Here is a 19,165-nt window from a genome sequence, read left to right on the forward strand (position 1 = left end):
TCTCGTTCTTGAAACAGTCGTACCATATACTGACGCAGGCTCAGATCTGCAGGACCGAGAGGATGATCCACCGTGGGGCGACCCCCAGATCCCGCCCGGCGGGAGCGCACGCTGGCGCGAGCGACCGACTACGTACTGGGTCATGGCCTGGCCGGGTTGAGCCTGCGGCCGCTGGCCGCGGCTCTCGACACCAGCCCGCGGATGCTGCTCTATGACTTCGGAAGCAAGCAGGAATTGGTATCTGCGGTCCTCGCCGAGGCCCGCCGCCGCGGTTCGACACGGTTGGCCGAGAACCTCCCGCCGGAGGCAGCCTCTCCGGATGAACGCCTGCGCGGCATCTGGGCCTGGATCAGCGCACCCGAACGCGCCGCGTTCGTCCGACTGTTCTTCGAGGTGCACGCCGACGGCCTGGCCCACCCCGAGAACTACCCAAACCAGGCTGAGGCGATCACGGACTGGTTCAACACCCTCGGCGCCACGTTCCGCGACATCACCAACGGCCCTGACGACACCGTTACTCCCACACTGGTCATGGCCGTCATCCGGGGCCTGCTGTTCGACCTCACGACCACCGGCGACCGCAGCCGCACCGACCGCGCCCTGGACCGCTTCTGCGAACTCCTCCGGCATTGAAGGCATTCGAGGCCCTGATGGACCGGATCGCGGGCCGGTACACGCGGGTCGAACCCCGCTGACGGATAAGGCGGTTGATGCCCGGCCTGCTCGCGGATCTGCCCCGCGAGAACTGCAAGCCACAGCCCCGGTGCGATCACGATCTACCGCTGGAGCACTAGGGCGCTTCAGTACTCGGCGGCGTGGGCGATTCGCCTTCTGGAAGTTTGGGCTCGGCCTCAGCCATCTCCATGAGTTCTTTGAAGGGTTTCTGCGTGATTGAGCTGCGCACCGCTTCCAGGCCGTACCGATCAATGGCCTCTTGGTTCGCATGGACATGCCCAAGGTCAAAATCCACTCTCTCGCTGGGCGGCGCCACAACCGCGTAAATGTACGGCTTTTTCTTATTGTCCACGTACCACAGGGTTATACGCTGCCGGCCTCTCGTCACATTGAGAATCTCATTACTGTTCGAGATCTCAGTCTGGTATCTGAAGTAGCCCTGGCGCGGACCCTTGGGATCTTGATCCTTACCTTCCCGCTTGAGCGCCTGCAGATCCCTCCCGGAGCGCTCGTAGTCGCCGACTATCGTCACCCTGTCCTTCCTGATCGCGTACAACTCGGTATAGACCCTTACTGCCTCGTATTTGAACTTGTCGAGGGTGAACTCAATGACCTCATCCTCCGAGAATTCCTGTCCTGGATTCAACGGACGACCAGGAGGCTTGATGAACTCGCCGTCGTGGATCAACGTGTAGGACAAGTCGCGATGGGGCGAGTCGGTACGGGGCGGATCGATAGCGGGGCCGCCTTCAAGCCAGTAGATGCTACCGAGCAGGTAGATCGGGATCTGGCCACTGTTCTTCACATACAGATGAACCGGCAAATACATCTTCTTCCGCTCCCCGTCCAGGCTCGGCTTTCCAAAGGAAGCGGAACTCATCACCAGCGGAGATGTCGCATAGGGGATATATATCTGCGTATACGTCACGTTGGTGATGGCGATGAGAGCGGATACGACCGCCCCGGCCACGATTCGCCTGGGATGGGGAATTCCGATCCACGCCCGGCCGTGGATGAGTGTGACCACGGTCCATACGGACCACAGTGTGAAAATTATCCAAAACGGCAGGTAACCCGCATAATCCCCACCGTCGGTCATCCACACGATGAGCAGGAGCAGGCTGACAGCCAACGAGACCAGTGCACCCATCAGGATGATCATGCCCGAGTAGGCCATTTTTCGCTTGTGCCAATAGTCAACGGCAGCCGCTGCGGCAATTATTTCCAGCAGGAAGGCGAGGAGAAAAATAATTCCTGTAATGCGCCCGGAGTAGGTAAGGGCGTTAAGGGTGTCCTTCATGCCGATCTTGAAGAGCATGCATGCAGTTGCCAGGAGGCCGGCTGCCATGAGAGTGCCGACGGTGCGTCGGTACCACGGGCAATCCGGCCAGACCGTGCAGTCCTCGCCGATCCAATGGATGTCGTACCCGGATACCAGACCAGCGCCGCGTATGAGTCTTCGCAACTCCCCCATGGAACGGACCTGGCCCGCGGGATGGTCGTTGATGGTGACATGCCGCCAGCCAAGGCCATCCGGTCGACCTACGGCTACCACGGGTGTGTTCGCCATGATTCCAGTCTGCTGCCAAATGCGGGTGACCGCTCACGGAGTGCGCCCCTACCCGATCGGAGTAACGTCATGGCCATGGCCCGCCCTCACAGGAGGTCTCCATGTGTAAACGACTTCTCGGTTTCATCGCTGCCCTGATGCTGGCTGTTCTCGGCCTCATGGGCCCTGCCGCACAGGCTGCCGTGTCCGTGTCCGTGCCCGCCGTCGACGAGCCGAAGTGCATGAAAGCCAAAGGAACGGTGGAGTACGAGTCCGCAACCGGCCTGTGGACCTGTATCGGCGGCACGTACGACGGCGAACCCATCGACTGACAGGGTCCTGTGATCCGACTTCGACCAGTCGAGGCAGGTTCCTGTACGGGTGCCGAGGGCCCCAACTAGCCTCGCGCGCATGACGATTGAGATGAACGAGACCGTACGTGGCCTGCTGGACTCCCCGCACCCGGCGGTGCTCTCCACCCTCAACCCCGACGGGAGTCCCCAGAGTTCGGTGGTCTGGGTGGCCCGGGACGGCGCCGATCTGCTGGTCTCCACCGAGCAGGGCCGCCGCAAGGAGCGGAACATCGCGCGGGACGGGCGCGTCGGGCTGACCGTCTTCGACACCGCCAACCCCTTCCTCTACGTCGAGATCCGCGGCACGGCCACCCTCGCCGAGGACACGGGCCGCGAGGTCGCCATCCGCATCTCGGAGCAGTACCTGGGGCCGGGCGCCGGCAAGGAGTACGCCGAGGCCCCGTCCGAGAACGTCCGCGTCGTCGTGCGCATCACCCCGACCAAGGTGCTCGGCAACGCCGCCAAGGGCAGCTAGGGCAACTAGGGCAACAGCGGCCGGATCGCCGACCAGGCGTCCACTGCCTGCGCCAGGGGGTCGCCGTCCGGGAGGTGGGGGCGGGCGAGGGCCGTCCAGGGCAGCAGCAGCTTGATGCGCCGCAGGTGCCGGATGCGGGGTCGCGGCAGGTCGCGCCAGGTGCGGGCCTCCGCGGCCGCCTCCGCCGGGGTCAGGTCGATCACGGCCAGCGCGTCCCGGCACAGGGACGCCGGGTCGCCGCCGCGGCCCGGGCCGAACTGTCGGATCAGGTAGCCCCGTACGGCGGCCACCTCGACCGCGCGGTCCAGCGCGTGCGACCCCGCCCACTGCGCCTTGCGGTGGGTCGCGGCCAGCGCCACCCGGCCCCAGCGCAGCCGGGTCTCCTCGGGCAGCCGGTCCCCCTGCATCCGGCCCACGGCCAGGGTGCGCAGCGTCAGCGGATGCGGCTCGTCCTGCAGCGGCGGGTCGGTGGCCAGCCAGGCCTCGATGTCCTCGAGCGCATGCGCGCCGGGCGGGACCGCGGTCAGCACCTGCCCCCGGGTGAGCAGCGCGACCAGGGCGCCCGTGAGGTGGACCTTGGCCACGTGCCCCGCGTCGAAGAAGGCCACGGAGCGCCCGTACCGCTCGATCCGCCGCAGGCCGAGCCGCAGTTCCCCGACGGCGTAGACCTGTCCGGCGCGCGCGACCCCGCCGAGGCAGCGGACCACGCATATGCCGCCCGTGACGTCGGCCTCCTCTACGGAGTACACCTGCAACTCGGCGATGGCCACCCCGGCCCCCCCTTCCCCCGGCGGGAGGCTACCGCCTGCCGGTGTCCGGCCGCCGCCCCGGTTCACCGGTCCAACGCGCGCTCCAGGGCGCGCGCGTACTGCCTGAAATGCCGCTTGACGACCTCGGGCGAGGCCGACGCGGGCATCAGGACACCGGGGAGGAAGGCCACCCGCCACATGAGGAAGACCTCGCGCACCGAACGCCCGTGTGCGGGGGCCGCCAAGCGCGTGGCGAGCTCCACCACCTCGAGGATCTCCGCCGTGGCCGCGGCCACGTCATCCGCGCGGAACGCCGCCGACCCCACGAGCGCCTGCTTCCCTGCCCGCCCGCGCTACGGGGTCACCCCTCCGGGCTCTCCAAGACCAGCCGGATCTCCGTGACTTCGTATCCGGCGCGGTCGAACGCCGCGGCCATGGGCACGTTGGCGGTGTCCGTGGTCGCCGTGATGCGCTCGGCGCCCGCGGCCGCGTGGAAGCGGGTGATCTCCGCGAGGACCTCGTCGATCAAGCCGCGGCCGCGCTGCTCCGGTACGACGCCCAGGTAGCCGACGTTGCGGTGGTACGGGGTCGCGGAGGGGATGGCCATGCCCGCCAGGGTGCCGTCCGGCAGCTCGGCCAGGCGCCACCAGGAGCGCTCGCCGGGGCAGTCGAGGTAGAACTCGACGTCCTCGCGGGCCAGCTGCTCGGCGTCCATCGAGCGCAGTTCGTTCTGCGTGTGCACGTCCAGGCTGCCGGCCGAGAGGCGGACGAAGGCCTCGAGGAACTCCTCGTCCGCGCCCTCGCGGAACACCAGGCGCCCGGTGGGCTCCGCGGTCCCGGCGGCCGGGGTCCATTCGTAGCGCAGCCGCTCGATCTCCCGGGTCAGGCCCGCCCTGTGCGCGGCCTCCTGGCGCCAGGCGACGGCCTCGACCAGGTCGGGGCGGGTCCGCCAGTCGCCGGGCAGCGAGACGTTGTAGAGCGGGAGGTTCCCGAAGGCCTCGTGTCCGGCGGCCAGCAGGGCGGCGGCGACGCCCGCCGGGTCGGCGACGGATTCCCGTACCTGGAGGCAGTCGAGCGCGATGGGCCGCTCGCTGTCGGCGCGGCCCCACCACAGCGCGCGGGCCAGGATCTCGCCGGTCTCGTCCTCCGCGCACCAGATCCACTCGGGACGGAACCGGTTCTCGGCGAGCTCCTCGCGGATCTTGTCGGCGGAGAGGGCTTCGACGGGCCCGTCGGCCGGGTAGGCGACGGCGCGGTCGATGTCGGCGGGGTCTGCGAGGGCAGCGCGGTAGATCAGGGTCACTGCCCGATGATCACACCGGGCAGAGCCCCTGGCCAAGACTTTTCCGGCACGCCGAAGGCCCCCTCGCGGTGCGGTGGCGAGGGGGCCTTCGGATGCGCGCCTGCGAACAGGTGCCGCTACGACCAGGTGATGAGCCGGCGCGGGTGCTCCAGGACGGCCGCGATGTCCGCCAGGAAGCGGGAGCCGAGCTCACCGTCGATGAGCCGGTGGTCGAACGACAGCGCCAGGGTGGTGACGTGGCGCGCCTTCACCTTGCCCTTGTGGACCCACGGCTGGAGCTTGATCGCGCCGACCGCGAGGATCGCGGACTCGCCGGGGTTCAGGATGGGCGTACCGGTGTCCACGCCGAAGACGCCGACGTTGGTGATGGTGAGGGTGCCGTTCTGCATGTCGGCCGGGGAGGTCTTGCCGTCGCGGGCCGTGGTGACCAGCTCGGACAGGGCCCTCGACAGCTCGGGCAGCGTCTTGGCGTGCGCGTCCTTGATGTTCGGGACGATCAGGCCGCGCGGGGTGGCCGCCGCGATGCCCAGGTTGACGTAGTGCTTGAGCACGATCTCCTGGGCCGCCTCGTCCCAGGACGCGTTGACGTCCGGGTTGCGGCGGACGGCCACGAGGACGGCCTTGGCGATCAGGAGCAGCGGGTTGATCCGCAGACCGGCGAGGTCCGGGTCGTCCTTGAGCTCCTGGACCAGCTTCATCGTGCGGGTCACGTCGAAGGTGATGAACTCGGTGACGTGCGGCGCGGTGAACGCGGAGCCGACCATGGCCTGCGCGGTGACCTTGCGGACGCCCTTGACCGGGATCCGGGTCTCGCGGGCCGACGCCTCGCCGGGAACCGAGGCGGGAGCCACGGCCTGGACCTGGGCCTGCGCGGGCACGGCGGCGGCAGCGGCCGGAGCCTGCGCGACCGCGGCCTGCGGGGCGATCGCCGCCGCGGCGGCGGCGTGCACGTCCTCGCGGGTCACGACCCCGCCCTCCCCGGTGGGAACCACGGAGGCCAGGTCGATCCCGAGGTCCTTGGCGAGCTTGCGCACCGGCGGCTTCGCCAGCGGGCGCTCCCCGCCGGCGTGCCCGTTGCCGTTCAGCCCGGCGGCCGCAGCGGCGGTGCCGTTCTGCTCGACCGCGACCGCCGGCGCGGCCGGCGCGGCCGGCGCCGCGGCGACGCCGGGCGCGCCGGGCACCGCCTTGCGCGGGCGGCGCTTGGTGGAGGCTTCGGAGACCCCGTAGCCCACCAGGACGGGCTGGCGGGCCGCGGGGGCCGGCGCCGCGGCGGGAGCCTCGGCCGCAGCCGGGGCGGCAGCAGGAGCGGCCACCGCAGCGGCCGGGGCCTCCGCTTCGGCCGGACCCGTCTGCACGGAGATGATCACCTGGCCGACGTCGACCGTGGTGCCCTCCTCGAAGAGCAGCGCGTGCACGACCCCGTCGAACGGGATCGGCAGCTCCACGGCCGCCTTCGCCGTCTCGACCTCGCAGACGACCTGGCCGTCGGTGACCGTGTCACCCGGCTGGACGTACCACTTGAGGATCTCGGCCTCGGTGAGGCCCTCGCCCACATCGGGCATCTTGAATTCGCGGATGGTCATGAACGTGGCTCCTCAGTACGCCAGCGAGCGGTCGACGGCGTCGAGCACCCTGTCCAGGCCCGGCAGGTACTCGTCCTCCAGGCGGGCCGGCGGGTACGGAGCGTGGAAACCGCCCACGCGCAGCACCGGAGCCTCCAGGTGGTAGAAGCACCGCTCCGTGATGCGGGCGGCGATCTCCGCGCCCGTGCCCAGGAACACCGGGGCCTCGTGGACGACCACGAGCCGGCGGGTCTTCTCCACGGAGGCCTGCAGCCCGTCGAAGTCGATCGGGGACATCGAGCGCAGGTCCACGACCTCCACCGACTTGCCCTCCTCGGCCGCCGCGGCCGCCGCCTCCAGGCAGACCTTCACCATCGGGCCGTAGGCCGCCAGGGTGAGGTCCGAGCCCTCACGCGCCACCCGCGCCGCGTGCAGGGATTCCGGGATCGCGTCGGTGTCGACCTCGCCCTTGTCCCAGTAGCGCCGCTTCGGCTCGAAGAAGATCACCGGGTCGTTGCTGAGGATCGCCTGCTGGAGCATCCAGTACGCGTCGCTCGGGTTCGACGGGGAGACCACCTTCAGGCCCGGGACGTGCGCGAACAGCGCCTCGGGGGACTCCGAGTGGTGCTCCACCGCGCCGATGCCGCCCGCGTACGGGATGCGGATGACGACCGGCATCTTGACCTTGCCCAGCGCCCGCGCGTGCATCTTCGCGAGCTGCGTGACGATCTGGTCGTACGCGGGGAAGACGAACCCGTCGAACTGGATCTCCACCACCGGGCGGTAGCCGCGCAGCGCGAGGCCGATCGCCGTGCCGACGATGCCGGACTCGGCGAGCGGGGTGTCGATGACCCGCTCCTCGCCGAAGTCCTTCTGCAGGCCGTCGGTGATCCGGAAGACACCGCCCAGCTTGCCGACGTCCTCGCCCATGATCAGGACCTTCGGGTCCGTCTCCAGGGCCTTGCGCAGGGACTCGTTGAGCGCCTTCGCGATCGACATCTTCTCGACAGCCATCAGTGACCCTCCTCGAAGGACGCGAGGTAGGCGGCGAACTGGGCGCGCTCCTCGTCGACGAGCGCGTGCCCGTCCGCGTAGACGTTCTCGAAGATCGCCATGGTGTCGGGGTCGGGCATGGCGCGCACGACCTCGCGCACCCGCTTGCCCAGCGTCTCGCTCTCGGCCTCCAGGGCCTCGAAGAACGCCTCGTCGGCGCCGCCGCTGGCCAGCAGGTAGGTCTTCAGGCGCAGGATCGGGTCCTTCGCCTCCCAGGACGCCGTCTCCTCGTCCCGCCGGTACTTGGTCGGGTCGTCGGAGGTGGTGTGCGCAGCCATGCGGTACGTGAACGCCTCGACCAGGGTCGGGCCCTCGCCGCGGCGCGCCCGCTCCAGCGCCCAGCGGGTGACCGCGAGGCAGGCCAGGACGTCGTTGCCGTCCACGCGGATGCCCGGGAAGCCGAAGCCCTGGGCGCGCTGGTAGAGCGGCACGCGCATCTGGCGCTCGGTCGGCTCGGAGATCGCCCACTGGTTGTTCTGGCAGAAGAACACCACGGGGGAGTTGTAGACGGCCGAGAAGGTGAACGCCTCGGCGACGTCGCCCTGGCTGGACGCGCCGTCGCCGAAGTAGGCGATGACCGCGGAGTCCGCGCCGTCCTTGGCCACACCCATCGCGTAACCGGTCGCGTGCAGCGTCTGCGAGCCGATGACGATCGTGTACAGGTGGAAGTTGTTGGTGTTCGGGTCCCAGCCGCCGTGGTTCACGCCGCGGAACATGCCGAGCAGGTTCGTCGGGTCCACGCCGCGGCACCAGGCCACACCGTGCTCGCGGTACGTCGGGAACACGTAGTCGTCGTCGCGCAGCGCGCGGCCGGAGCCGATCTGGGCGGCTTCCTGGCCGAGCAGCGAGGCCCACAGACCCAGCTCGCCCTGACGCTGCAGGGCCGTCGCCTCGCCGTCGAAACGGCGGGTCAGGACCATGTCGCGGTAGAGCCCGCGCAGGTCCTCGGTGGTGATGTCCTCGACGAAGGACAGGAACTCCGCAGCATCGGGATTGTCTGCGGCGCTGACCCGTTCCCCTTCGGGCGTCAGCAGCTGTACGAGCTGGGGCTCGGCGTTCTGCGCGGTGGCGACAGCCTTGGCAGCGGGGGCCTTGGCGGCGCTCGCCGCGCCTGCCGCCCGCTTGGTGCCGCTGCTGCGTCGCGGCTTGCGCGCGGCAGTGCTCTCCACGGTCACGTGTTGCTCCTCCGTCGGTCCGGCTCCCGGGTTCTCCGGGGTCCAGTGCGGCTCACCCGATCCGTACCAGCGCACGGGGTGGGTGCGCGTCGTGTGCGGATGCGAGCGTGACAGGTGCCCCGGCAAGTGCCCTGCGCAATGCACGTTACCCAGTGCGTCGCATATCCGCGAAACCCCACTTGACCTGCGTTTTTGCTTGGATTTCCAAGTAAATCGGCAGCTCGGGGAACAACCACTGGTCACAGCCTTGCAGGGGGCCGGAACAACGGCACGTTATCCCGGGTAACGACGTCAGGGAAGGGGTGAGTGTGTGAAACTGAGTTCGTGCGCGAAGACGGAAAAATCAAGGTATTCCTCCTGGACGACCACGAAGTGGTACGTCGCGGGGTCCATGAGCTCCTTTCGGTCGAAGAGGACATCGAGATCGTCGGCGAGGCAGGCACCGCCGCGGACGCCTTGGTCCGGATCCCCGCCACCCGGCCCGACGTGGCCGTCCTCGACGTGCGCCTGCCGGACGGCAGCGGGGTGGAGGTCTGCCGCGAGGTCCGGTCGCACGACGAGGACATCAAGTGCCTGATGCTGACCTCGTTCGCCGACGACGAGGCACTGTTCGACGCGATCATGGCCGGGGCCTCGGGCTACGTGCTCAAGGCGATCCGCGGAAACGAGCTGCTGAGCGCCGTACGGGACGTCGCGGCCGGCAGGTCGCTGCTGGACCCGGTCGCCACCGCGCGCGTGCTGGAGCGGCTGCGCGACGGCAAGAACGGCAAGGGCGACGACCGCCTGGCCCATCTCACCGAGCAGGAGCGGAAGATCCTCGACCTGATCGGCGAGGGCCTGACCAACCGCGTCATCGGCGAGCGCCTGCACCTGGCCGAGAAGACCATCAAGAACTACGTCTCCAGCCTGCTGTCCAAGCTGGGCATGGAGCGCCGCTCCCAGGCCGCCGCGTACGTGGCCCGGCTGCAGGCCGAGAACCGGGCCTGACCCCGGTTCCGTCCGCTCGGGACCAAGGTCCCTGATCGTCGGGGCGGCTTCCTCTTTTCCGGCGGAGCATCCGTACCGGACAGTGGACGCATGTCACCGGAGGAACTCCACGCCATCGAACTGCTGCGCCGGGTGCCGTACGGCAGGATGGCCACCAGCATGCGCGCGCTCCCCTTCCTCGCCCTCGCCCGCCACGTCGTGGTGGACGGCAAGGTCGTCCTGAGAATGCACGCCGGCTTCGGTCATCACCAGGCCTGCAACGGCAGCGTGGTGGCTTATGGCGCCGACAACTTCAATTCCCGTGATCCCCGGCTGTGGTCCGTGCAGTTCACCGGAACGGCCCGGATCGTCGAGCCGACCACCCTTGAACTCGAGTTGTTCGGACCGGTCCCGCATTTCGTGGACGGCGCGGTCTTCGACCCCGCCTACATGCGCATCGAGCCCCAGTTCGTCACCGTGCACTCGCTGGCCGAAAATCCGGACCGGGAGTACCAGCACGCCCTCTGAGCTGCGCATTCACCGATCAACGCGAACGGCCCGGCGGAATCGAATTCCGCCGGGCCTGTTCACTCGTCACGCCTAAGGTTCGTCAACCGGATTGGGCGGGTCCACCGGCGGAATCACACTCTTCGACGGCGACGGCTTCGTCGACGGCGACTTCGACGGAGTGATCGACGCCGAGGGCGTCGAGCTGAACGACGGCGTCGCCGACGGGCTCGTGCTCGGCGTGAACTTGCTGCTGCGGCTCGGCTGCGGCACGGACTCCTCCGACGAGCGCGAGGGCTGCGTCTCGTGCGACGGCGTGCTCTGCTGCGCGGACGGGGTCGTCTGCTGGCCGCTCGAGGAACTCTGGACGGCAGGCGGAACGCTGTCGTCCTTGTTCTTGTGCGACATGGAGTTGACGGCGTACGCCACGCCGCCCGCGATCGCGACGATCGCCAGCACCGCGAACAGCCACAGCTTCCACCGGCTGCCGCCGCGGTCGTCGTAGCCGTCGTAGCCGCCCGGTCCACCGCCGCGGCCGTGGTTGTCGTACCCGCCCCCGCCGGGGAAGGCCGAGCCGTCGTCCGGGTTCAGCGGCGGCACCATCGGCTGCTGGAACTGCGAGGTCGTGGCGTGCGCCGGGTAATTCTGCTGGCCGCCGTGCTGGCCCATCGGCATCGCCGTGGTCTGCGCCGCGCCGCCGCGCCCGTGCGGCAGGGCCATGGCGACCGGGCCGGTGTTCCAGGTGCCCGTGTTCGGCCCCTGGTCGTGCAGCATCTGCAGCGCGTACTGGACCAGCCCGCGCATCTCCTCGGCGCTCTGGAACCGGTCGTCCGGGTCCTTGGCGAGGGAGCGCATGACGAGGCCGTCGAGCTCCTGCGGGATGTGGTGGCCCTCCGGCAGCTGCGAGGGCGGGACCGGCGCGTCCTGCACGTGCTGGTAGACCACCGACAGCGGGGTCTCGCCGGTGAACGGGGGCCGCAGCGCGAGCAGTTCGTACAGCAGACAGCCGGTCGCGTACAGGTCGGAGCGGTGGTCCACCGCCTTGCCGAGCGCCTGCTCGGGGGAGAGGTACTGCGGGGTGCCCATGACCATGCCGGTCTGCGTCATCGTCGACTGGGCGCCGTGCAGGGCGCGGGCGATGCCGAAGTCCATCACCTTGACCGCGCCGGTCTCCGTGATGATGACGTTCGCGGGCTTGATGTCGCGGTGCACGATGCCGTGCTGGTGCGAGTACGCGAGGGCTTCGAGCACGCCCGAGGTGATGATGAGCGCCTGCTCCGGGCCGGGGGCCTCGGCGCTGATCAGCAGGTCGCGAATGGTGCGGCCCTCGACCAGCTCCATCACGATGTACGGGACGGTGTTCGGGCCGACCCGGTCCTCGCCCGAGTCGTACACGGCGACGACGGCGTGGTGGTTGAGTCCGGCGACCGACTGCGCCTCGCGCGTGAAGCGGGCCTTGGAGACCGGGTCCTCGGCGAGGTCGGCGCGCAGCAGCTTCACGGCGACGGTCCGGCCCAGCCGGACGTCCTCGGCTGCGAACACCTCCGCCATGCCGCCACGGCCCAGGCGGTGGGTGAGCCGGTACCGGCCGTCGCCGACCAGGCCGCCGGCGCCCCAATGCTCAGGACCCTCGGCCATCCCGGCGCCGTTTCCCTCGGGTTCGGGTGCCATCAGTCCTCGCCGTCGTCTCTCTCGGCCGCCGCTCAGCGGTAGGTCCTTTTCGGGTGCTCCGATGAACGCTACAGCCTCGGAACAGGTCGCCGTTCGGACAATGGCGCGCCGTGACCCGTGGTCACGGAACGGGCACCCGGCTTGACGTGTGCTTGCCCTCCGGCAGACTGGGCCCGACATGCGCTCAGCCAGAGGCGTAGGGACACATCCCGAGGGGAAGCAACAGTCATGAGCCAGGACGGCACTCAGGGCCAGTACGCGGGCGGCTCTCTGGCCGGTGGCCGTTACCAGCTAAGGGACTTGCTGGGTGCGGGCGGCATGGCGTCCGTGTACTTGGCGTACGACACGGCGCTCGACCGGCAGGTCGCCATCAAGACCCTGCACAGCGATCTCGGCCGTGAGCAGTCGTTCCGCGAGCGCTTCCGCCGTGAGGCACAGGCTGTTGCGAAACTGTCGCACACGAACATCGTCTCGGTCTTCGATACGGGCGAAGGCGAAGTGACGTTCAGCGGCCCCGGCGCGGGCGACGCCGCGGTGATGCCGTACATCGTCATGGAGTACGTCGAGGGACAGCCGCTCGGCTCCATGCTCGACGCGGACGTCCGCCAGTACGGGGCGATGCCCGCGGACAAGGCGCTGAAGGTGACGGCCGACGTGCTGGCCGCGCTGGAGGTCAGCCACGAGATGGGCCTGGTCCACCGCGACATCAAGCCCGGCAACGTGATGATGACCAAGCGCGGCCTGGTCAAGGTGATGGACTTCGGCATCGCCCGCGCCATGCAGTCGGGGGTCACCTCGATGACGCAGACCGGCATGGTCGTCGGCACCCCCCAGTACCTCTCGCCCGAGCAGGCGCTGGGGCGCGGGGTCGACGCCCGGTCCGACCTGTACTCGGTCGGCATCATGCTCTTCCAGCTGCTGACCGGCCGGATCCCGTTCGACGCGGACTCGCCGCTGGCCATCGCGTACGCGCACGTGCAGGAGGAGCCGGTCGCCCCGTCCTCCATCAACCGCTCCGTCACCCCGGCGATGGACGCGCTGGTGGCGCGGGCCCTGAAGAAGAACCCGAACGAGCGCTTCCCCACGGCCGCCGCCATGCGCGACGAGGTCGCGCGCGTGATGTCGGCCGGCCAGACCGGTGCCCCGGTCATCGTCCCGGGCTCGCACCCCGGCGCCAGCGGGGCGGGCGTGGGCTCGGCCGTTTTCCCGCCGGTGGACTCCGGGTTCCAGGCGCCGCCGGCCCAGTCGGTGCAGCAGCCGTACGCGCCGACCCCGCCGCCGTCCCCGTACGCACCGCAGACCCCGCCGCCGGTGGCGCAGCCGCACGGGCAGGGCGGGTACGCCTACCCGCCCCAGCAGCAGCCGGTCCCGCACCAGCAGCAGTACGCGCCGCAGACCCCGCCGCCGTTCACCATCTCGCCGACGACCACCGCGGCCCCGGCCGGCGGCGGCTCCGGGAGCGGCGACAAGCGGAACATGCCCGTGATCATCGGCGCCATCGCGGTGGCGCTGCTGGCCGTCGGCGGTCTGATCGCGGCGATCTCGATGAACGGCGACGGGGACAAGGACAAGGCCGACGGCAATTCCGCGTCGCCCGGGGCCTCCACGTCCGCCTCGGCCAAGTCCGGCTTCAAGGGGCCGGACGTCTCGCGCACGATCGAGTCGTCCAAGTGCAAGGATCCGAGCAAGCACTACAGCGACGCCACGAAGTACACGGCGCCGGACCTGCGCTACAAGAACCTGCTCTCGGTCAAGGAGTGCATCCAGGCCTCCGGCGGCAAGTACAAGATCGTCGAGAAGGACGAGGCCGTGTACGGGAAGGACACCGTGCTCGACCAGAACCCGCGGCCCGGCGACAAGATCGACAAGGAAGGCACGGAGTACACGCTGACCGTGTCGACCGGCATTCCGGAGTAGTCGGGACAGCCGGGGCATCCTGGGCAACCAGGAGCAACCGGACGACATCCCGGGCATCCCGGCGACCCCGCCGGGGCGCCCGGGATGCCCGTTTTGTCCCCCCGTGGCAACCTGAGCACGACATCTCGGTGCTCGGGACGGGAGGGGCTCCCCGTGACTCAACGCCTCCGCGCACAGCGCTGGCTGGCCGGGGCCGCAGTGGCCGCCGCCGCGCTGTCCCCCGCCGCCTCCACCGCGTCCGCCTCGTCCCCCGCCGCCTCGTCCCCCGCCGGCCTCGCCGCGGCCGCACGCCCGCTCGCGCCGGCCGCCGCGGACTCCTCCGCCCGAGCTCCCCGCAAGGCCCCGAAGACCGATCCGGACGACACCGCCGACACCGGCGACACCGCGGGCACCGACCCGGTGGCCGACGTACCCCACGAGGCGTACGAGGAGCTCGCCGGCAGCGCCGCCGGGGTCGGGCGGGAACGGCCCGGGCGGCCGGCGGCCGAGCCCGCGAACCCGGACACCGTGCTGGCGGCCCGCCCCCTCCCGGTGCGCCCGCACCACCGGCCGGCCGCCCCGAAGGCGGTACCGCCGGTCCTGCCGGCCCTGCCGGCGCTGCCGGTCCCGCCGAGCCCGCCGCCCGCGGTCACCGCACTGGGCACCGGGCCGAACGAGCGCGCCGCCGATCTGGCCGCGCACATACTGCCGCTCGGCACCGGATTCGCCCTGATGGGACTGGGTCTGGGCTACCTCGGGATGCGCCTGCGCAAGGGCATCTGACCCCGCCCTGTGTGGGACGCGAGGCTCCCTCTCCCCCTTCCGGCCTACTCCTCAGGACGGTTGCGACCGTGGGCATACTCGGTATACATACTGAGTATGTCGATCCGCCACGGCCTTCTCGCCCTGCTGGAAAGGGGTCCTCGGTACGGCTCTCAGCTGCGTACCGAGTTCGAATCCCGCACCGGCTCCACCTGGCCGCTCAACGTCGGGCAGGTGTACACCACCCTCGCCCGGCTGGAACGCGACGGCCTCGTCGCACCCGGCGGCGAGGACTCCGCCGGGCACACGCTCTACGCCATCACCGACTCCGGACGCGCCGAACTGCACCAGTGGTACGAGCGCCCCGTCGACCGCACCAACCCGCCCCGCGACGAGCTGTCCATCAAGCTCGCCATGGCCGTGGGCGCCCCCGGCGTGGACATCCGCGCCGTCATCCAGGCCCAGCGGCACGCCACGATCAAGGCGATGCAGGACTACACCCGGCTCAAGGCGCAGGCGCTCGCCGCGATCGACAGCGGGAAGTCCCGCGAACGCGACGACGTGGCCTGGCTGCTGGTCCTGGAACAGCTGATCTTCCAGACCGAGGCCGAGGCCCGGTGGCTCGACCACTCGGAATCACGGCTCGTACGGCTCTCCCTGCCGGCCGACCGGAGAGCCGAGCCCGAACCACCCCAGGCCACAGACACCGACGCCCCCGCGGCCGCCGCCGCACCGAAGCCCCGCGCCTTCCGCACGCCCCGCGGCTGAGGCCACCACCGTCCCAGGGGGGACCTCCATGCCTGACCAGCAGTCCGCGCCCCACATACAGCCCGTACCGCCCGCGCCGTCCGCACGGCCGGTGCTCCAGCTCACCAAGCTCGTCCGCACGCACGGCAGCGGCGCCACCGAAGTGCACGCCCTGCGCGGCATCGACCTGTCGGTGTACCCCGGCGAGCTCGTCGCCGTCATGGGCCCGTCCGGCTCCGGCAAGTCCACGCTGCTCACGCTGGCCGGCGGCCTCGACACGCCCACCAGCGGCCACGTCATCGTCGAGGGCACCGACATCACCACCGCGAGCCGCAAGGAGCTGGCCGCGCTGCGCCGGCGCAGCATCGGGTACGTCTTCCAGGACTACAACCTGATCCCGGCCCTCACCGCCGCCGAGAACGTGGCGCTGCCCCGGGAGCTCGACGGGACCTCCGCCCGCAAGGCCCGCGTCTCGGCCCTGGCCGCGCTGGAGGAGATGGGCCTCGGGCAGCTCGCCGACCGCTTCCCCGACGAGATGTCCGGCGGCCAGCAGCAGCGCGTGGCCATCGCCCGCGCCCTCGTCGGCGACCGCCGTCTGGTCCTCGCGGACGAGCCCACCGGCGCCCTCGACTCCGAGACGGGCGAATCCGTCCTCGCCCTGCTGCGCTCGCGCTGCGACGCGGGCGCCGCCGGGATCCTCGTCACCCACGAACCGCGGTTCGCCGCATGGGCGGACCGCGTGGTCTTCCTGCGCGACGGCAGCGTCGTCGACGAGACCCTGCGCAGCCAGGCCGACTCCCTGCTCTCCGGGCAGGCCGGCCGGTGAACTCCTCGTACCACGCATGGATCGCGGCCATCCGGATCGCCCGCCGCGACGCCTGGCGGGCCAAGGGCCGCAGCGCCCTCGTCCTCGCGATGATCGCCCTGCCGATCGTCGGCGTGAGCGCCGCCGATCTCACCACGCGCAGCGCTCAGCTCTCCCCCGAGCAGGCCGTCACCCGTGCGATCGGCGCGGCCGACGCCCGGCTGAAGGACTCGGAGCTGAGCGGGCCCGTCTACCAGGACGTCGAGGGCAGGAACTCCATGCCCGTCGGCGGCTACGACAAGTACAACCCCCGGTCGGAGAGGGATCAGAACCTCCTGCCCTCCGCGATCCCGCCGGGTGCCCAGTCCCTGAAGGACAGCACGGCGCACACCAAGATCCGCACCCGGTACGGCCTGCTGGAGACCGACCTGCGGGAGATCGACACGGCCAGTCCGCTGGTCAAGGGCATGATCGAACTGCAGCGGGGGCAGTTGCCGCGGGAGCCGGGCGAGGTCATCGCCACGACCGCCTTCCTGAAGGAGTCCGGGTTCTTCGTGGGCTCCGAGTTCCGCGCGCGCGGCTCGGACGCCTGGTACCGGATCGTGGGCGCGTACGAGCTGCCGTCCGAGCTCAACAAGACCGAGATCCTCGCCCCGCCCGGCACCCTGCTGGCCCCGCTCGACAAGGCCTTCCAGGCCGCGGGGGTCCCCGGCGTGGTCGCCACCGACACCTACCTGGTCAAGGTCGGCGGCGATGGTTTCACGTGGAACATGGTCAAGGCGCTCAACACGAAGAGCGTGCAGGTCGTCTCCCGCGCCGTGCAGCTCGACCCGCCGGCCGAGTCCGACGTGCCGTACATCGTCCAGCAGAAGGAACTGGGCTACTACAACCGGGCCAACGGGCTCCCGACCACCGAACTGGCCGTCCTGGCCACGGTCGTCGGCCTCGCGATGCTGGAGATCTGCCTGCTGGCCGGCCCCGCCTTCGCGGTCGGCGCCCGGCGCTCGCGCCGCCAGCTCGGCCTGGTCGGCGCCAACGGCGGCGACCGGCGCCACATCCGGGCCATCGTGCTCTCCGGCGGCCTCGTCATCGGCGCCGCGGCCGCCGTCACCGGCACGGTCATCGGCGTCGCCCTCACCCTGGGGCTGCGGTCGACGCTGGAGGAGTATCTCGGCGCGCGCTTCGGCGGGTTCACGTTCCGCCCGCTGGAAATCCTCGGCATCGCCCTGCTCGCCGTCGTGACCGGCCTGCTGGCCGCGATCGCCCCCGCCGTCACCGCCTCCCGGCAGACCGTGCTGGCCTCGCTGACCGGCCGTCGTGGGGTCCGCCGGGCCAACCGGGTCCTGCCCGTCCTCGGCCTCGTCGCCCTCGCCGCCGGCGCCGCGATCGCCCTCTACGGCACGGCCTCCCGGATGGGCTCCACCGTCGTCGCGGGCGGCAGCGCCATCGCCGAGCTGGGCATCGTCGCCCTCACCCCGGTGCTGGTCGGCCTGTTCGGGCGGCTCGGGCGCTGGCTGCCGCTGTCGCCACGGCTCGCCCTGCGCGACGCCGTACGCAACCGGGGCCGTACGGCACCCGCCGTGGCCGCCGTCCTGGCCGCCGTCGCCGGCACCGTCGCGGTGGCCACCTACCAGCACAGCATGGACCTCCAGGCCCGCCACGAGTACGTCGCCGAACTCCCGGACGGCGCGGGAATGGTGGCCATCCACGAGCTCGGCCGCAGCAAGGACATGGGCGCCGTCCGCGAGGCCCTGGCCCAGGAACTCCCCCTGGCCGTACGGGCGGACGTGGACCACATCTCGTACGGCAAGCCCGGCTGTGAGCGGTTCACCGGCCCCGAGGGCTGCGGCCGGGCCGAGATCATGCGGCCCAAGGAGCAGCGCTGCCCGCTCTACGAGGCCAAGGACGGGATCGACTCGTTCACCCGCGCTCAGCAGAAGGAGCTGCGCAAGGACCCGCGGTGCACGTACAACCGCCACTCCGCGCAGTTCGACGTGGTCGTCGCCGACGAGAAGCTGATGGCGGCGCTCGCGGTCACCGATCCCGGCGCGGTGTCCGCCCTGAAGGAGGGCAAGGGCGTCTCCTTCGACAAGCGCAACGTCAAGGACGGCAAGGTCACCGTCCGGCTGATCGACAACAAGGACGACGACTACCAGCCGGGGGTCGACCCGAAGGGACAGGACAAGGTCTTCGCCGTCCACCAGACCCCCGACACCGCCGAGGGGTACGGCCTGGAGCTCGTCCTGCCGCCCGCCGCGGCCAAGAGCGCCGGGCTGACCACCCTGCCGTACGCGTCGTACTTCACCCTGGACTCCGCGGCCACCAGCCGGCAGAAGCAGCGGGTGGCGGGGCGGATCGACCAGATCGGCGTGGAGGCCCCCGTCACCATCGAGGCCGGCTACCAGACCGAGGCCGACATCACGATGCTGGCCCTGACCATCTTCGCGGGCCTGGTCACCATCGGCGCCGCCGGCATCGCCACCGGTCTCGCGCAGGCCGATGCCGAGGCCGATCTGAAGACCCTGGCGGCAGTCGGCGCACCGCCGCGGGTGCGGCGGACGCTCAGCGGCTTCCAGTGCGGGGTCGTGGCCCTGATGGGCGTGGTCCTGGGCTCGGCGGCGGGCATCCTGCCGGCGGTCGGCCTGCGGCTCGTCCAGCGGCGGGAGACGGAACACCTCATGGAGATGGCCGGCGACGCGAAGGACGTGCTGTACGTGCCGATCGCGGTGCCGTGGGAGACCCTCGGCGGGCTGCTCGTCGCGGTCCCGCTGGGCGCGGCCCTGCTGGCGGCCCTGGTCACCAAGTCCAGCGGCGCCATGGCCCGGCGCGAGGCGGGCTGACGGTCACTGTGCGTTCACGCCCCCGTACAGGGTGGATCACGCCCGTACGGGGGCACACCGTGTGAGTACGAAGGTGT

At 70.5% G+C, this 19,165-nt stretch carries 18 protein-coding genes; 10 read left to right on the plus strand and 8 right to left on the minus strand.

From position 1 onward, the window contains the following. Positions 1 to 72 precede the first annotated feature (72 nt). Positions 73 to 633 (plus strand): TetR/AcrR family transcriptional regulator, encoded by a 561-nt coding sequence (locus tag OG299_RS19930; protein ID WP_266627464.1) that lies wholly within the window; start codon positions 73 to 75, stop codon positions 631 to 633. 157 nt (positions 634 to 790) lie between these two features. On the opposite strand, the gene OG299_RS19935 is transcribed toward OG299_RS19930, so the two are convergent. Further along, positions 791 to 2,245 carry a hypothetical protein gene (locus OG299_RS19935; protein WP_327362190.1) on the minus strand — a complete coding sequence of 485 codons (1,455 nt, stop codon included), beginning with the start codon at positions 2,243 to 2,245 and terminating at the stop codon, positions 791 to 793. A gap of 101 nt (positions 2,246 to 2,346) precedes the next feature. Between OG299_RS19935 and OG299_RS19940 the strand changes: the two genes are divergently transcribed. Together OG299_RS19940 and OG299_RS19945 are read left to right on the plus strand one after the other, a co-directional pair. Next, positions 2,347 to 2,556 (plus strand): hypothetical protein, encoded by a 210-nt coding sequence (locus OG299_RS19940; protein WP_327362191.1) that lies wholly within the window; start codon positions 2,347 to 2,349, stop codon positions 2,554 to 2,556. 79 nt (positions 2,557 to 2,635) lie between these two features. Then, positions 2,636 to 3,052, plus strand: a complete 417-nt coding sequence (locus OG299_RS19945) for a PPOX class F420-dependent oxidoreductase (RefSeq protein ID WP_266627470.1) — start codon at positions 2,636 to 2,638, stop codon at positions 3,050 to 3,052. Positions 3,053 to 3,057: 5 nt separating this feature from the next. Here OG299_RS19945 and OG299_RS19950 read toward each other — a convergent pair whose 3' ends face one another. The 6 genes from OG299_RS19950 to pdhA all read right to left on the minus strand — a co-directional run bounded on the left by OG299_RS19950 (position 3,058) and on the right by pdhA (position 8,894). Further along, positions 3,058 to 3,822, minus strand: a complete 765-nt coding sequence (locus OG299_RS19950; RefSeq protein WP_327362192.1) for a hypothetical protein — start codon at positions 3,820 to 3,822, stop codon at positions 3,058 to 3,060. A 62-nt stretch (positions 3,823 to 3,884) separates the two neighbouring features. Beyond that, on the minus strand, positions 3,885 to 4,127 hold the full coding sequence (locus OG299_RS19955) for a hypothetical protein (protein ID WP_327362193.1): 243 nt from the start codon (positions 4,125 to 4,127) through the stop codon (positions 3,885 to 3,887). A 35-nt stretch (positions 4,128 to 4,162) separates the two neighbouring features. Then, entirely contained in the window at positions 4,163 to 5,098 is a 936-nt protein-coding gene (locus OG299_RS19960) for a GNAT family N-acetyltransferase (RefSeq protein ID WP_327364555.1), read from the minus strand. A gap of 122 nt (positions 5,099 to 5,220) precedes the next feature. Continuing rightward, entirely contained in the window at positions 5,221 to 6,687 is a 1,467-nt protein-coding gene (locus OG299_RS19965; RefSeq protein ID WP_327362194.1) for a dihydrolipoamide acetyltransferase family protein, read from the minus strand. Between the two features lie 12 nt (positions 6,688 to 6,699). Beyond that, positions 6,700 to 7,680, minus strand: coding sequence for an alpha-ketoacid dehydrogenase subunit beta (locus tag OG299_RS19970; RefSeq protein ID WP_266627478.1), 981 nt, complete (start codon positions 7,678 to 7,680; stop codon positions 6,700 to 6,702). Next, the gene (gene pdhA / locus OG299_RS19975) at positions 7,680 to 8,894 is read right to left on the minus strand and encodes a pyruvate dehydrogenase (acetyl-transferring) E1 component subunit alpha (RefSeq protein WP_266627479.1); all 1,215 of its coding nucleotides are present in this window, start codon (positions 8,892 to 8,894) and stop codon (positions 7,680 to 7,682) included. The genes OG299_RS19970 and pdhA overlap by 1 nt, the downstream gene beginning before the upstream one ends. Positions 8,895 to 9,218: 324 nt before the next feature. On the opposite strand from pdhA, the gene OG299_RS19980 reads away from it, so the two are divergent. Next, a complete protein-coding gene (locus OG299_RS19980; protein WP_266627481.1) occupies positions 9,219 to 9,881 on the plus strand; it encodes a response regulator in 663 nt (220 codons plus the stop codon). A 90-nt stretch (positions 9,882 to 9,971) separates the two neighbouring features. Further along, the gene (locus OG299_RS19985) at positions 9,972 to 10,388 is read left to right on the plus strand and encodes a pyridoxamine 5'-phosphate oxidase family protein (protein WP_327362195.1); all 417 of its coding nucleotides are present in this window, start codon (positions 9,972 to 9,974) and stop codon (positions 10,386 to 10,388) included. Positions 10,389 to 10,460: 72 nt separating this feature from the next. Here OG299_RS19985 and OG299_RS19990 read toward each other — a convergent pair whose 3' ends face one another. Beyond that, complete coding sequence (locus OG299_RS19990) at positions 10,461 to 12,038, minus strand: protein kinase domain-containing protein (RefSeq protein ID WP_327362196.1); 1,578 nt, start codon at positions 12,036 to 12,038, stop codon at positions 10,461 to 10,463. A gap of 228 nt (positions 12,039 to 12,266) precedes the next feature. Here OG299_RS19990 and OG299_RS19995 point away from each other — a divergent pair, with 228 nt between their 5' ends. The 5 genes from OG299_RS19995 to OG299_RS20015 all read left to right on the plus strand — a co-directional run bounded on the left by OG299_RS19995 (position 12,267) and on the right by OG299_RS20015 (position 19,088). Continuing rightward, on the plus strand, positions 12,267 to 13,955 hold the full coding sequence (locus OG299_RS19995; protein WP_327362198.1) for a protein kinase domain-containing protein: 1,689 nt from the start codon (positions 12,267 to 12,269) through the stop codon (positions 13,953 to 13,955). A 153-nt stretch (positions 13,956 to 14,108) separates the two neighbouring features. Beyond that, on the plus strand, positions 14,109 to 14,717 hold the full coding sequence (locus OG299_RS20000; protein ID WP_327362199.1) for a hypothetical protein: 609 nt from the start codon (positions 14,109 to 14,111) through the stop codon (positions 14,715 to 14,717). Positions 14,718 to 14,813: 96 nt separating this feature from the next. After that, positions 14,814 to 15,464 (plus strand): PadR family transcriptional regulator, encoded by a 651-nt coding sequence (locus OG299_RS20005; RefSeq protein ID WP_266627491.1) that lies wholly within the window; start codon positions 14,814 to 14,816, stop codon positions 15,462 to 15,464. Positions 15,465 to 15,492: 28 nt separating this feature from the next. After that, on the plus strand, positions 15,493 to 16,269 hold the full coding sequence (locus OG299_RS20010) for an ABC transporter ATP-binding protein (RefSeq protein WP_266627493.1): 777 nt from the start codon (positions 15,493 to 15,495) through the stop codon (positions 16,267 to 16,269). Continuing rightward, on the plus strand, positions 16,266 to 19,088 hold the full coding sequence (locus OG299_RS20015) for an ABC transporter permease (protein WP_327362200.1): 2,823 nt from the start codon (positions 16,266 to 16,268) through the stop codon (positions 19,086 to 19,088). The genes OG299_RS20010 and OG299_RS20015 overlap by 4 nt, the downstream gene beginning before the upstream one ends. Positions 19,089 to 19,165 lie beyond the last annotated feature (77 nt).

The organism is Streptomyces sp. NBC_01296, from assembly GCF_035984415.1.
In the GTDB taxonomy this organism is placed as follows: domain Bacteria; phylum Actinomycetota; class Actinomycetes; order Streptomycetales; family Streptomycetaceae; genus Streptomyces.